Source organism: Devosia sp., assembly GCF_017307495.1.
Taxonomy (GTDB): domain Bacteria; phylum Pseudomonadota; class Alphaproteobacteria; order Rhizobiales; family Devosiaceae; genus Devosia_A.
Window position 1 is genome coordinate 22,006 of record NZ_JAFKHE010000033.1, and the last position, 11,858, is coordinate 33,863.

Below are 11,858 nucleotides of genomic sequence, written 5' to 3' on the forward strand. Positions count from 1 at the left end.
CGAACTTTATACGAATCGAATAAGATGATCTGGCTGCATCCGAACCGGAGAGAACTCGTGGAAATCGAAGAACAGCCCCTGGGGACGCGCGTTAGGACCGCACGCCAGGGTCTCGGTTGGGGGCAGGTGGATCTCGCCAAGCACGTTGGCGTGACCCAGGCGACCGTTTCCCGCATCGAGGCTGGCGGCAAGTTCTCGACGTTGGTGGGTCGCGCATTCGAGACGTTCCTTGCTGACGCTGCATCTGGGGCACTCGCTCCTGTTGCGGAGCCGGCGCCTGCCAACTCCTGACGCCAACCAGTATCCGCGACTGAACGCGGAACATCTTCCCCGCCTGCGGGAGAAATTGCCGGAGAAAGACCATGAGCTTTTCGATCTCATTACCGACCGCCCCGGCCGCCGATGACCTCGTGACGGCGACTGCGTGGGTGGAAGGCTTGGAGCGGCGCTTTGCAGCCAACCTGGGCCTCAACAAGGCGGACGCCTGGAAGGCGATCGCCGATGGCGACAAGCACCTGACGGTCGGCGCAGTAGAGGGCATCTCCAGAAAGCGGGTCAAGGACGTCTCCACGCGCATTTTCCGCGCGCTGCAGAACGTCGTCATTCGCGAACTCACCAAAGAAATGAAGGGCTTGGAGAGTGAGCTTGAAGTCGCTCGGCGCGCTGGTCTGCGCATGGATCCGAGCACGATCGCTGAGGCGGAAGCTGCGCTCCAGCATGCGCGGCAAGTCCTCGGCGCCACCCACTAAAGGGAACCGATGAGCAACATGTTCGACGAGGATGAGGTTTCGGCCTTCATCCAGACGATCGAAGGCCTGGAGGCGGAAATCGCCAACAGCAAGGCCACCCACATGAATTTCGCCCGCAAGAAGCGGGACGAGATCAGGGAAGCCTTCGACGAGGCCAAGGAGCACGGCATCCCGCGCAAGGTGCTGGCGAAGATCCTGAAGCGCCGCGATCTCGAGGGGCAGATCGACGCCCTCGAGGAGGAACTCGACGAGGATCACAAGCCCCTGTTCGAGAGCCTGGCCGAGGTCTTTGCCAAGTACAAGGAACCGGTCCAGACGGACATGTTCTCCGAAGAAGACGAAGACGACGGCAGCGAGTTCGAGCCCGAGTTCACTCCGCCGGAGGACCCTGCCAAGGCCAACGAAGCCGCCGAGCAGGCTGAGGGCGAAGCGATCCTCAACGGTGATCAGACGATCAACTGATCATGGCTCTCAGGCTGCTCGCGATCGACGCGGCCTCAAAGTTCGGGTGGGCCTTCGGGTCCACCGACCAGATGCCGGTCTCGGGGAACGCCAGGTTCGCCGACCCCGGATCGGAGCATGAGGCCTACTTCGCCGGTGCTTGGAGATGGATGCACGACACCATCCGAGAGTACCGGCCGCAAGCGATCTGCATGGAGGCACCCCTCCATCTGGGCAAGAACACCACGGCGAAGACCACGGAGCTCCTCAACGGGATCCAGGCGTGCCTCCGGTGCAATGCCAGGCAGAACAGCGTTTTCCGGGTGAAGGTCATCAACCAGTCTACGGTTCGAGCCTTCTTCATCCCCCGGACGCCAGTGAAGCGGGGCGAGAAGCGCCCCCGGCTAGACAGCGAACAGCTCAAGATGCTCGCGCGCAAGCGCTGCATCGAGCTGGGGTTCATCGACCAGTCGGTCACGAGCCTCGACCAAACCGACGCCTTAGCCGTCTGGGCATGGGGCGTCCACTTCTACGACCCGGAGAACGCCAAGCGCTTCTCCCAACTGAGGGCGGCATAGATGGCGGGTAGCGTCAACAAGGTGATCCTCGTCGGCAACCTGGGGCAGGATCCCGAGGTCCGCAATCTCGGCAATGGCGGCAAGGTGGTGAGCCTGTCGATCGCCACCTCCGAGAGCTGGCGGGACAAGAACTCCGGCGAGCGCCGGGAGAAGACCGAGTGGCACCGCGTGGTGATCTTCTCGGAAGGCCTCGTGAAGGTTGCCGAGCAGTACCTGAAGAAGGGCGCCAAGGTCTACATCGAGGGGCAGCTGCAGACCCGCAAGTGGCAGGATCAGAACGGCCAGGACCGATACTCCACCGAGGTCGTCCTCCAGGGCTTCAACGCCACCCTGACCATGCTTGACGGCAACCGCGACGGCGACGGCAACCGCGGCAGCAACGACCGTCAGAGCGACAACCGCGGCAACGGTGGCGGCCGTAGCCAACAGCAGCGCCAGCCGGCGTTCGATAGTGGGTCGATGGACGATGATATTCCGTTCTGACGGTCGACCCGTCGAGGTGGGCGAGCGCACAACCGCCCACCTCAACCTGAAGTTCTCCCTGGCGGACATGGACCGCATCGACCAGATGGCGAAGCGGAGAATGAAGCCGGAGGACATCGCCTGGGAGCTAGAGGCGACCGGGCTGAAGTCGACGCCGGCGGAGATTGCCCGCCTGCTTCGGAGGAACGGCCACCTGTATTTCGGCCTGATCGGCTGGGGCGAATAGCTCCGCCATTTGTTGGGGCAAGAGGCAATGACTAAGAAGGGGTGCTCTCTCTCCGAGGACGTGATAGGTCCGCGGCTTAACCTGTTGGCGAAGCTCAAGAAGGAGGGTCCGCAGAAGGTCTCCCCTCGCTACGTCCCGCTCCGTTGGGCCGCCGAGCGAGGGCTGGTGAGGCGAGAGCAGGAGCTCTTCGCCATCACACCGGACGGGCTCGCCAAGCTCTCCTATGCCGAGATGGACGCCGGCCTCAAGCGGGCGCTCCGCGTCATGCCGAAACTGGTCGGCAAGATCTTGGTGCGCACCGCCAGCGACAGCGACGAGGCAGTCAATGTCGGAGGGGGCTATCTCTACCACACCGAACCAGACCACCGACCATTCCCACCAGGTGCTGCCCGCGCTCTGATCGCCAATGGCCTCGTGGTCGGTCGCAAGGATGGCCTGCTCGAGGGCGTGTCCCAGACCTTCCGCCTCGCGTCGGGACGCTGACATGCCGAAGACCAAGAAGAAGAACGCGCACGTCTGGGAGCGTGACCCCAACGACTGGTATGTCGAGCCGACCTGGGTGTGGGAGAGGTTCTTTGCCCGCGAGCGTTTCGAGGGCGTTATCCGCGACCCGAGCGCCGGCATGGGAAACTGTGTCAACGCCGCTCGCTCAGCCGGTTACACCGTCGAGGCGCGCGATCTGATTGCCCGCTTTCCGATCATCGAGCAGGAGGAAGACTTCCTGCAGTCGAGCGACGAGGTCGACAACATCTGCACAAACCCGCCATTCAAGCTCTGCAACGAAGAGCCGTACCCGTACATCCGGCACGGCCTCCGGCTCGCTCGACGCAAGTTCGCCATCGTGATGCAAGCCAGCTGGGTGTTCGGCGAGGAGCGCAGCCACTTCCTCGAGAGCCTGCCGCTCTACCGCATCTACAACGTCACGCCGAAGCCCTCGATGCCGCCCGGCGCGATGATCGTAGCAGGGCACAAACCGAACTCCGGCGCGATCGACTATGTGATCGCCGTGTTCCTCCAGGGATACGACGGCGAGCCGTCCCATCGCTGGCTCCGGAAGGGCGGGCGCAAGCAGCCTCGCCTCGCGGGGTTCTGAGGCCGGCCATGTCGAAGCAAATCCCGATTTCAGAAGTCGTCCTCTTTCTCGAGGAGGACTACGGCCAGTCCGTCACATTCCACCTGCAGTGGCGCGACAGAAATAACGGCGGCGTCACGCCGGAGAGGAACCGCCGCGAGATGCTCGCCATGCGGTCGGTCGTCAACGCCTTCCATTACATTCTCCGCGACACCGAGGGCTTCAAGTCCTTCTGCGAGGCGGTGCGGCGCAAACGGGGCTCACTGCCCACGGGCGGGGTGGTCGCCCGTATCGACGCTATCCTCGACGAGAAGAAGGCGTCCGCAGAATGAGCGAGGAGATCAACTTCGGCCCCATGATGGAGGGCGTCGCCCGCGAGCTGTGGGGTGACCCAAATCCAGCCCACAGCAAGGAGGGCATCGAGCTCCGGTGGGGCGAGAGCGGGAAGCGGTCCGTCGACCTGGAGAAGGGCACTTGGTTCGACCATCGCGTGAAGGAGGGCGGTGGCGTCCTCGCGCTGATCAAGCAGGAACTGAGCCTCGAGGGCAACGACGCCTTCGAGTGGCTCAAGGCCAAGGGCTTCCCCATCCCGGACCGCGAGAAATCCCACCAGCAGAAGAAGGGCGGGCTCGGCGAACTCGTCGCCCGCTTCAGCTACACCGACGAGAACGGCAAGGAGCTCTACGAGGTCTGCCGGTTCGAGAACGGCGAGATCGACCCCGAGTCGGGCAAGCGCAAGAAGACCTTCCGGCAGCGCCGCAAGGAGCCTGGTCACCCTGACGCCAAGGGCGACGGCTGGGTGTGGAACATCCGCGACGTACGGCGAGTGCTGTATCGCCTGCCCGAGATCCTCGCAGCCATCGCTCGTGGCGAGGCGATCGTGTTCGTCGAGGGTGAGAAGGCGGTGAAGGCCGCGGTCTCGATCGGCCTCGAGGGCACGACCAACGCGATGGGGGCGGAGAAGTGGGAGGATGCGTTCACCGAGCTGCTGCGCGGCGCAGACCTGATCATCATCCCCGACAACGACGTGTCCGGCCGGAACCACGCCGACCTGGTTGCCTCGTCGGTGCGCGGCGTCGCCAAGCGCGTTCGCGTGATGGAGCTTCCCGCCAAGAAGGCGAAGGACGACATCCACGAGTGGGTGCAGCAGGGCGGCACGCGCGAGCAGTTCTTCGCTCTGGCCGACAAGATGCCGGATTGGCGCCCGCGCCCTCCTCAGTCGCGGTTCGGCGCGGTTGAGTGGTCGCGCATGAACGAACCCGGCCGTGAGTACGAGCACCGGATCAAGGGTCTGCTCGCCAAATACGGCGTGGCGATCATCGGCGGCGAGTCGGGTTCGGGTAAGTCGTTCCTCGCCACAGACATGTCCTTCGCGATCGCGAGGGGCACAGATTATCAGGGCCGCAAGGTGGAGAGGGGCCTGGCGATATACCAGGCCGGTGAGGGCGGGCTCGGGCTGAAGAAGCGCATGCGCGCCTACAAGATCGAGCACAAGATCGAGGAGGACGTGCCGTTTGTACTGCTGCCGGGCGAGCTCGACCTCCACAACAGCGATGACCATGCGAGTAGCTTCATCGCTGAGTGCAAGGCCTGGCGCAGCTACTACGGCCTGCCCATCGGCGTGATCATGATCGACACCTTCGCGACGGCCACGCCGGGCGCGAACGAGAACGACGGCGGTGAGGTCAGCAAGATCCTCGCTCGCGCCTCACGCATCGCGAAGGAATGCGAGACCGTCTTGGTGATCGTCCACCACATGAACGCCGACGGGAAGAAGTTGCGGGGGCACACCTCCATCCGCGCGAACGTCGACAATGTGCTCCTGGTCTCCAAGGGCGAGACGAAGGACGCCAACGGCCGGTGGAACCGCAGGGTCGAGCTTGTGAAGGACAAGGAGGGGGCCGACGGCGTGAGCTGGCACTTCGTCCTGAAGCAGGTCGAGGTCGGGTACGATGCCGATGGCGACATGGTCACGTCGTGCGTGGTCGACGAGCCCGCCAAGGGCGGTCGCGAGCAGCAGGCGATGGAACGCCTTCGCCTCACCAACAATGACGAGCTGCTCTATCGCAGCATCAAGACAGCCATCGACGCGCAGGGCATCGACCCTCACCAGGGGCTGCAGCTGCCCAAGCAGGTTCAGAAGGTCGTGCCGTGGCCAGCGGTGTTCGCCGAGCTCATGCGCAAGTGGACCTACACCGATCTCCCGGACGCCACCCCCGAGGAGAACGAGGCGCGGCGCAAGGACGTGGTCACCCGTGCGATCGCTCGCAGCGGTGACAAGCTGGTGAAGCTCGGGATGATCGACCGCGACATGACGTTGGGCATCGCCTGGGACCTCGGACTGCCGCGGTGGGCGAAGGAAGCAGTGCGCGTGCCCGATGAGGCCGAGGGCGCGGCTGCGCAGGAAAATGGGGCTATCCAAGAGGAGTTGATCAGTGACCTCGGGTTCTAAGTTGCCGGAGCGCTATCGCATCAGGGTGTTTCCGCACCGCAAGTTCAACGACATGTTCGCATGCCGGCTAGAGATCCCGTTCGAGGGGATCTACTGGCTGGTCGATGCGGCGAACAACGTCGACTGCTTCCCGTCGCGCGACGCGGCCGAGGCAGCAGCGGCCCGCGCTCTCGTGCCCATCCTGAACCGGCGTGTCACGCTGCCGAGCAAGGAGTGGAAGAAGCCCGAGAAGGTGGCGCGGAAAATCGCGCAGCACGGCACCCCCGAGCTCGAGTTCGGGTTCTTCGGAGCCCTCCGCGATGCATGACGAGCGCGTCAAGTACCAGGTGTATGTCCTTTGGCTCAAAGGACATTCCCTCTCGACGATCGGCCACTGGACCAAGCTGCGCACGAAGCAGCTAGCCGGCATCGTCAATCGCTCGCCCTGGGTGAACCGGTCGGCCATGTCGCACGACGATCGCCAGGCAGCCCTGAACGAACTCAAGGCAATTCGCATCGGTGCAGATGGGAAGCCACTCGATCGCGGCATGTTCGACCGCATCGACTGGACCCCCCTGCCGCTTACCAAGGATCAGGTCCGTGGCTGAAGAAGACAGCATCGCAAACCGACTGAAGGCACTGCGCGAGGGCCGCGAGGGCTCGCCCCTCGTGCCTGTCACGGGGCGAGAGCAGGGCAAGCTCCACGCCAGCTTGCCGGGCATGGAGGGGCGCACGGCGAGGATCCGCGCCATCGCGGACAAAGTGCGCACCATCACTCCGTTCGAGGCGACCGGCGCCCCATTCGAGAACCTGCTCTTCACCGACCAGCTAGCGCGGCCAGGCGAGGACAAAGACCTCGCCATGCTGCGCGCCGAGGCGGGCTTCCGGTTCCGCGACGACATCGAGCGCGCCCAGTTGTCGACACTGTCGGCCAAGCCGATCCGTGACAGTGGCGGTGGTGGCGGCAGCCGCAGCACGGTCGCGGACGTGAAGATCTACGCCATGCAGTCGATCGGTCGCCTGCGGGACAACATGCCTCGCGGGACCTTCAATCTGCTCGAGGCGTTCCTGATCAACGACCAGTGGCTGCTGGACGCGCCGAAGCCCAAGCGAAAGGCAAAGAGCGGGGCTGAGCGTCGGCGGCAAAAGAAGAAGGCGGAGGCGCACTGGGAGCTGATGCTCAACCAGGTGCTGTGTGGGCTGGACACGTTGGCGGTACACTATGACCTGTTGCGCTATCCCGAGTTTGCCGAAAGATGGCCAGGGGCGAGCTATGGGCGGTCCCAAGTGATCTCTGATCGGGACGTATCGGAAGCGGGTGCTGGCGACTAGTCGAAATGCAAGATTGGGCATATCGGTCGGCGCAGCTTCCGCAGCGGCAAGAATGTATGGGTCCGAAATAAGGATCGCCTCGACTACGGAATTCCGTTGCCGGTGATGAGAGCGGCCCAGAGTAGCAGGCCAACACCGGTCGTGATCGCCACGTCGGCAATGTTGAACGCTGCGAAGTGCCAGCCCGCCGCGTGCAGGTCCAAGAAATCGGTGACCGCGCCATCGGGCAGGCGATCGATCAGGTTGCCCAACGCGCCACCCATTGCACCATACCCAGCCCGATCGAGCGGCCTGCGGGCCCATTAGGCCAGCCCCAGGAAGAAGGTCGACACTGTGAGCGCGAGCATGAGCAGAACCACGTAGCCGTGCACGCCTTCGGCCGCCAGGATGCCGAAGCTCACGCCGGTGTTGAAGCCCAGGCGCAGAGCGAAGAACGGCAAGACAGCGTCATCACACCCAGGCCTTGGTTCCAAGATCAATGGCGACGATGCCGCCGATCGCGGCCAAGAGAACCAGCCGTGCGATCACGCAGCCCCGCGCGCCGTCTTTAGGTCTGACCGGGCATCTCTGATGATCGACCAGGCGGATTGCAGGAACAGGCCCGCCACGGCAAATGCTACGATCAGATCCGGCCAAGGCGAATTCAGCGCCCATACTAGACCGGCCGCAACAACCACCGCGAGGTTGCCGATCGCGTCATTGCGCGAGAACAGCCACACCGCGCGCATATTGGCGTCGCCCTTTCGGTGCGGAATCAGGACCAAAGCCGCGAGTACGTTGACGACGAAGGCGACGATCGCAAAACCCGCCATCAGCAGCGTCTGGGGCTCGTGTTCCACAAACACCCGGTAGAGCGTCGAGCCGATGACGCCGAAGCCAAGCAAGGCAAGAAAGATGCCCTGCAGCAGCGCCGCGCGGGCCCGGGCTGCAAGGCCCCACCCGACTGCGATCAAGCCGAGGAACGAGATCAGACCGTCCCCAATGAAGTCTAGGGAGTCGGCCTGCAAGGCTTGCGAACCCGCAAGGAAGCTGCCTCCGATTTCGGCCACGCCGTAACCGACATTCAGCAGAACGACGATCCACAGTGCCCGCTTGTAAGCCGGCGTCACATGCGACAGGTCAGGGATGCGATCGTCGTCGTCATCGCCGTCCTCGTCATGGTCGTGTTCGCCACCCGAGGCCTTTGGCCCGTCGAGACGGTCGAGCTGATAGCCGAGCTCGGTAACCGCGTTTTCGACCACCGGCAGGCGGACTGCAGGATCGTCGACCTCGAGGGTCATGATCTGTGAGGCGATTGACACCTTCACGTCGGAGACGCCAGAGACTTTTCGCGCGGCGCCTTCGATCTTGGCCGCGCAGGAGGCGCAGTCCATGCCTGTGACGTGATAGCGGGCTGTCGCAGCAGCACTCATGGGCTAGGTCCTTTGGGTTTGAAGGGAATAATCGGGCGGACTTTGCCACCTTGGGTTTGTTCGGGCGCTTCATCGCCGCGCTCGAGCCGCAAGTGCTCGAGGCCATGGCGCTTGAGCAAGTCCCGCATGTCGCCTTCGACCCGCCGCCACACCACGACAGGGTCGCCGGAGACCCTCATGCGCACGCGCAGCGCATCGGGCGCGGTCTGCACCACCTGGTAGAGATCGATGCCGGGCACCGGATCGAGCAGCGTTGAGAAGACCATCGGCGGCATAGCCACGTCCTGCCCGTCCCGGCCAACAAGGCGCACGACATCGGAGGTGCGGCCCTGCACCCGGATCGCCGGGAAAGGGCTGCCGCAAGGGCAGGGGTCAGGGCGCTCGACGACGCTATCGCCGAGATCGTAGCGCAGCACCGGCTGCAGGCGGTTTGCGAGGTTGCTCACCAGCACCGTGTGTGAGACGTGGCCTTTGGGCACCGGCTTGTAGCTTGCATCGACCGGCTCGAGCGTGGCCCAGTCGGTGTTCACGTGCAGCCAGCCGTGGTCGCAGCTGGCGCTTAGGAAGGGCACTTCAGTTGAGGCGTAGGTATTCCCTACTTTCGCGCCAAAGGCGCGTGCGATGCGCAGGTATTCTTCGGGCGCGAGGCCCTCGGCCGCAAGTGTCAGGAGGACCGGATGGACATGGAGCCGCCCCTCTTCTTGCTCGGTTGCAAGCAACGAAGCAATGCTCGCATACGGTGCAATCAGCGCCGGCCGAAACTCGTTGAGCTTGGTCACGATCTCCGGAATCGGATCGTGCACCGAGAGCTGCAGCAGCTTTTCCTTGAGCCGGCGTTTGATTCCGGCCGCTCCCACTGCCGAGGCGAAGTGCCCGCCCTTGGCCATCACCATCGCCATTCGCCCGCCGCTGGCGATGATTCTCACGAAATCACCGAACGACAGCCAGCTCGTGATCGCGCGAACTGCGATTGCCTGCGTGACGGTAAGTGCGTGCCGATCAGACAGGAAAATGCCCTTGGTACCGCTAGTGCCCGAAGTGGTCGCGAGCGTATGGCCGTGAAACGGCTCGCCGACCTTGGTAGCGTCGTCGGCAAAGGCCTGTGCTTCGGAGAGATGCACCGACCGATCGGTGAGCCATTCGTCGAAGGCACCCATCAGGGCCTTCTTGTCGGTCGTGGGCAGCAGCTCCACGCTTGCAGTCCCTTCCGGCAGATCGGCGTAAAGCCGCTCATAGTAGGGTGATTTGGTCCTCGCGAGCGCGATCATCGCCCCCAGGCGCTCGCGCTGCCGGCGGGCTATGCCCTCAGGCCCTTGCTTCTTTGCGCGCCGGACATCGAGCACGAGACCGAGCAGGTCCTCACCCATGCGAAGGCCTCCTTTCTCGGTATGCCGAACGCGCCCTTGCAGTGAATTGCCCAACAGCCTACATCCTGTAGTCACTACAGGAGCAAGAGTGAAAATGCAGATCGGGGACCTATCGCGCGAGACCGGCGTAAACATCGAGACTATCCGCTATTACGAGCGGATCGGCGTGCTGCCCAAGCCCGGCCGTCAGATGAACGGGCGGCGCACCTACGCCGAGCAAGACGCTGGTCGCCTTGGCTTCATCCGACATGCCCGCGATCTTGGGTTTGAGCTGGCCGACATACGCACTCTGCTTGCCCTGCAGGAACAGCCCGAGGCCTCCTGCGAGGCCGCGAGCCGCATTGCACAGGCGCAGCTCGAGGCAGTCGAAAGCCGTATCGCCAAGCTGCAGAACCTGCAGGCCGAACTCTCGCGCATGGTGTCTGAATGCCGGAAAGGGGTCGTCGCACAATGCCGCGTCATTGAAGCGCTCGCTCGATAGCGTTGGTCGGGCCGTTTGGCTGACCGCGAACCCGACGGCTGGTTTTTGGGGGCCACCCAACATCGCTTTCGACACGACGTTGTGACTTGACCTTCCCATCGTGGAAAGGAGCACGCTTTCCGGATCGGTAGGAGTCGAAAACGTGATCATCCGTGAGACTTCAAACCTTGAACGTGTCGTTCTCGATGCGCTGAAGTGCGCTTGCCGAGAGGATCGGCTGGATATTGCCGACTTCATGTTGGCGGCGCTCGAAAAGCTCGACCAGGAGAGGTCCGGCGCACAGGCCGGCGAACGTCCAGTAACAAAGGCGTATCGTGAGATCGATGCCCCTTTTCGCCGGCGGGGGCGCAAATGATCGGTTCGAGACGCTACCTGCGCCGGAGGACTTCGTTCCCCGATGCGGCCCAGTCGATCATGCCGCCGGCAAGATGGGACACGTTGGTGTAGCCTATCGCTGACAGCTCATTGCCCGCGATCTCGCTCATACGGCCGCTCCGACAGTAGAGAACGATCTCCGCGCTCTTGTCCGCCGGCAGGAGATCGAGGTTTTGGCCGATCTGGTCGAACGGGATGAATACATCCGTCCCTGAGATCTCGCCCTCGTAGGGAACGTGGACGTTCACGAGAACGAAGTTCTTTTCGCGCAGCCGCTGCGCCAACTGAGCACTTGTGATGGTTTGGAGCGCCGGCGAGGATTGCTCGGCGCCAAATGACGCACCGGAAGGAGCAATCGCCGCGATGGATATCACGCTCGCGATAAGTCCAAGGAAGGTCCGGCGATTGCTACGTTCGATCACGGATTTCATCATAGCGGATCATCCTGCGATCGTTCAGCCTGGTAGGCTCTCGGGCGATCCGGCCAGGTACTCTTTATGTAAGCGAGCACGGCGGCGATCTCTTCGTCAGAGAGCTTGCTTCCAAACGCCGGCATGTCGCTCTCATAGTCAGGAACCACCGCCCCTAGTCCGCCCTTGGTGATCCTGAAGAGGGCCTTGTCCGAATGGTGCCAGGTGTGCCCGCTTTCGTCGTGCGGGGGCGCCGGCATCCGGCCATTGTCGAGCCGCCGCTTCCAGTCCGGCTGCCCCTCGAGGTTCGCACCGTGGCAGGAAGCGCAGTTCTCCGCATAAACTGTGCGCCCGAGTGCCACCTGCTCGACCGTCACCGGCTCGCCAAGAATGGTAAGCCCTTCGGGCAGCCCAGTCGGCTGACCCCGCACAACGGCAGCCAGCGCGATCAGCGCCGCCACTGTCACTACTGGAACGATCAGTCTCCAGCGCATCGTTTCC

21 protein-coding genes are annotated in these 11,858 nt (G+C 63.6%); 15 read left to right on the forward strand and 6 right to left on the reverse strand.

Features of this window, described 5'->3' with window-relative positions:
• Positions 1-24 precede the first annotated feature (24 nt).
• The 13 genes from J0I99_RS20335 to J0I99_RS19905 all read left to right on the forward strand — a co-directional run bounded on the left by J0I99_RS20335 (position 25) and on the right by J0I99_RS19905 (position 7,312).
• Positions 25-291 (forward strand): multiprotein-bridging factor 1 family protein, encoded by a 267-nt coding sequence (locus J0I99_RS20335; RefSeq protein ID WP_367115456.1) that lies wholly within the window; start codon positions 25-27, stop codon positions 289-291.
• 71 nt (positions 292-362) lie between these two features.
• Complete coding sequence (locus J0I99_RS19850) at positions 363-749, forward strand: hypothetical protein (protein ID WP_291399190.1); 387 nt, start codon at positions 363-365, stop codon at positions 747-749.
• A gap of 9 nt (positions 750-758) precedes the next feature.
• Positions 759-1,211, forward strand: a complete 453-nt coding sequence (locus J0I99_RS19855) for a hypothetical protein (protein WP_291399191.1) — start codon at positions 759-761, stop codon at positions 1,209-1,211.
• Between the two features lie 2 nt (positions 1,212-1,213).
• Positions 1,214-1,768: a hypothetical protein gene (locus J0I99_RS19860; RefSeq protein WP_291399192.1), complete on the forward strand. Its 555-nt coding sequence runs from the start codon at positions 1,214-1,216 to the stop codon at positions 1,766-1,768.
• Complete coding sequence (ssb, locus tag J0I99_RS19865) at positions 1,769-2,251, forward strand: single-stranded DNA-binding protein (RefSeq protein ID WP_291399193.1); 483 nt, start codon at positions 1,769-1,771, stop codon at positions 2,249-2,251.
• The gene (locus tag J0I99_RS19870) at positions 2,235-2,477 is read left to right on the forward strand and encodes a hypothetical protein (RefSeq protein WP_291399194.1); all 243 of its coding nucleotides are present in this window, start codon (positions 2,235-2,237) and stop codon (positions 2,475-2,477) included. Before ssb ends, J0I99_RS19870 begins: the two co-directional genes overlap by 17 nt.
• Positions 2,478-2,561: 84 nt before the next feature.
• Positions 2,562-2,960, forward strand: coding sequence for a hypothetical protein (locus J0I99_RS19875; RefSeq protein WP_291399195.1), 399 nt, complete (start codon positions 2,562-2,564; stop codon positions 2,958-2,960).
• A gap of 1 nt (position 2,961) precedes the next feature.
• A complete protein-coding gene (locus J0I99_RS19880) occupies positions 2,962-3,570 on the forward strand; it encodes a hypothetical protein (protein ID WP_291399196.1) in 609 nt (202 codons plus the stop codon).
• A gap of 8 nt (positions 3,571-3,578) precedes the next feature.
• The gene (locus tag J0I99_RS19885) at positions 3,579-3,881 is read left to right on the forward strand and encodes a hypothetical protein (protein ID WP_291399197.1); all 303 of its coding nucleotides are present in this window, start codon (positions 3,579-3,581) and stop codon (positions 3,879-3,881) included.
• The gene (locus J0I99_RS19890) at positions 3,878-6,001 is read left to right on the forward strand and encodes an AAA family ATPase (RefSeq protein ID WP_291399198.1); all 2,124 of its coding nucleotides are present in this window, start codon (positions 3,878-3,880) and stop codon (positions 5,999-6,001) included. The genes J0I99_RS19885 and J0I99_RS19890 overlap by 4 nt, the downstream gene beginning before the upstream one ends.
• Positions 5,985-6,308: a hypothetical protein gene (locus tag J0I99_RS19895; protein ID WP_291399199.1), complete on the forward strand. Its 324-nt coding sequence runs from the start codon at positions 5,985-5,987 to the stop codon at positions 6,306-6,308. The genes J0I99_RS19890 and J0I99_RS19895 overlap by 17 nt, the downstream gene beginning before the upstream one ends.
• Entirely contained in the window at positions 6,301-6,588 is a 288-nt protein-coding gene (locus J0I99_RS19900) for a hypothetical protein (RefSeq protein ID WP_291399200.1), read from the forward strand. The genes J0I99_RS19895 and J0I99_RS19900 overlap by 8 nt, the downstream gene beginning before the upstream one ends.
• Entirely contained in the window at positions 6,581-7,312 is a 732-nt protein-coding gene (locus J0I99_RS19905; RefSeq protein ID WP_291399201.1) for a hypothetical protein, read from the forward strand. Before J0I99_RS19900 ends, J0I99_RS19905 begins: the two co-directional genes overlap by 8 nt.
• An 83-nt stretch (positions 7,313-7,395) precedes the next feature.
• Here J0I99_RS19905 and J0I99_RS19910 read toward each other — a convergent pair whose 3' ends face one another.
• From J0I99_RS19910 to J0I99_RS19925, 4 genes are all read right to left on the reverse strand, one after another.
• Positions 7,396-7,563: a signal peptidase II gene (locus J0I99_RS19910; RefSeq protein WP_291399202.1), complete on the reverse strand. Its 168-nt coding sequence runs from the start codon at positions 7,561-7,563 to the stop codon at positions 7,396-7,398.
• Positions 7,564-7,614: 51 nt separating this feature from the next.
• Positions 7,615-7,752: a hypothetical protein gene (locus tag J0I99_RS19915; protein WP_291399203.1), complete on the reverse strand. Its 138-nt coding sequence runs from the start codon at positions 7,750-7,752 to the stop codon at positions 7,615-7,617.
• An 84-nt stretch (positions 7,753-7,836) separates the two neighbouring features.
• Entirely contained in the window at positions 7,837-8,724 is an 888-nt protein-coding gene (locus J0I99_RS19920; RefSeq protein WP_291399204.1) for a cation transporter, read from the reverse strand.
• The gene (locus J0I99_RS19925) at positions 8,721-10,091 is read right to left on the reverse strand and encodes a phenylacetate--CoA ligase family protein (RefSeq protein WP_291399205.1); all 1,371 of its coding nucleotides are present in this window, start codon (positions 10,089-10,091) and stop codon (positions 8,721-8,723) included. Before J0I99_RS19925 ends, J0I99_RS19920 begins: the two co-directional genes overlap by 4 nt.
• A 94-nt stretch (positions 10,092-10,185) precedes the next feature.
• Between J0I99_RS19925 and J0I99_RS19930 the strand changes: the two genes are divergently transcribed.
• Together J0I99_RS19930 and J0I99_RS19935 are read left to right on the forward strand one after the other, a co-directional pair.
• On the forward strand, positions 10,186-10,572 hold the full coding sequence (locus J0I99_RS19930; RefSeq protein ID WP_291399235.1) for a helix-turn-helix domain-containing protein: 387 nt from the start codon (positions 10,186-10,188) through the stop codon (positions 10,570-10,572).
• A gap of 142 nt (positions 10,573-10,714) precedes the next feature.
• Positions 10,715-10,927 (forward strand): hypothetical protein, encoded by a 213-nt coding sequence (locus J0I99_RS19935; protein ID WP_291399206.1) that lies wholly within the window; start codon positions 10,715-10,717, stop codon positions 10,925-10,927.
• A 13-nt stretch (positions 10,928-10,940) separates the two neighbouring features.
• Here J0I99_RS19935 and J0I99_RS19940 read toward each other — a convergent pair whose 3' ends face one another.
• The gene (locus J0I99_RS19940) at positions 10,941-11,381 is read right to left on the reverse strand and encodes a rhodanese-like domain-containing protein (RefSeq protein ID WP_291399207.1); all 441 of its coding nucleotides are present in this window, start codon (positions 11,379-11,381) and stop codon (positions 10,941-10,943) included.
• Positions 11,378-11,851, reverse strand: a complete 474-nt coding sequence (locus J0I99_RS19945; RefSeq protein ID WP_291399208.1) for a cytochrome c — start codon at positions 11,849-11,851, stop codon at positions 11,378-11,380. Before J0I99_RS19945 ends, J0I99_RS19940 begins: the two co-directional genes overlap by 4 nt.
• Positions 11,852-11,858: the final 7 nt, after the last annotated feature.

Coding starts and splice junctions, on each gene's coding strand:
- J0I99_RS19855 (WP_291399191.1), top strand. CDS start 759: ATGAGCAACATGTTCGACGAGGATGAGGTTTCGGCCTTCATCCAGACG.
- J0I99_RS19945 (WP_291399208.1), bottom strand. CDS start 11,851: ATGCGCTGGAGACTGATCGTTCCAGTAGTGACAGTGGCGGCGCTGATC.
- J0I99_RS19860 (WP_291399192.1), top strand. CDS start 1,214: ATGGCTCTCAGGCTGCTCGCGATCGACGCGGCCTCAAAGTTCGGGTGG.
- ssb (WP_291399193.1), top strand. CDS start 1,769: ATGGCGGGTAGCGTCAACAAGGTGATCCTCGTCGGCAACCTGGGGCAG.
- J0I99_RS19870 (WP_291399194.1), top strand. CDS start 2,235: ATGATATTCCGTTCTGACGGTCGACCCGTCGAGGTGGGCGAGCGCACA.
- J0I99_RS19930 (WP_291399235.1), top strand. CDS start 10,186: ATGCAGATCGGGGACCTATCGCGCGAGACCGGCGTAAACATCGAGACT.
- J0I99_RS19880 (WP_291399196.1), top strand. CDS start 2,962: ATGCCGAAGACCAAGAAGAAGAACGCGCACGTCTGGGAGCGTGACCCC.
- J0I99_RS19850 (WP_291399190.1), top strand. CDS start 363: ATGAGCTTTTCGATCTCATTACCGACCGCCCCGGCCGCCGATGACCTC.
- J0I99_RS20335 (WP_367115456.1), top strand. CDS start 25: ATGATCTGGCTGCATCCGAACCGGAGAGAACTCGTGGAAATCGAAGAA.
- J0I99_RS19890 (WP_291399198.1), top strand. CDS start 3,878: ATGAGCGAGGAGATCAACTTCGGCCCCATGATGGAGGGCGTCGCCCGC.
- J0I99_RS19900 (WP_291399200.1), top strand. CDS start 6,301: ATGCATGACGAGCGCGTCAAGTACCAGGTGTATGTCCTTTGGCTCAAA.
- J0I99_RS19885 (WP_291399197.1), top strand. CDS start 3,579: ATGTCGAAGCAAATCCCGATTTCAGAAGTCGTCCTCTTTCTCGAGGAG.
- J0I99_RS19925 (WP_291399205.1), bottom strand. CDS start 10,091: ATGGGTGAGGACCTGCTCGGTCTCGTGCTCGATGTCCGGCGCGCAAAG.
- J0I99_RS19940 (WP_291399207.1), bottom strand. CDS start 11,381: ATGATGAAATCCGTGATCGAACGTAGCAATCGCCGGACCTTCCTTGGA.
- J0I99_RS19920 (WP_291399204.1), bottom strand. CDS start 8,724: ATGAGTGCTGCTGCGACAGCCCGCTATCACGTCACAGGCATGGACTGC.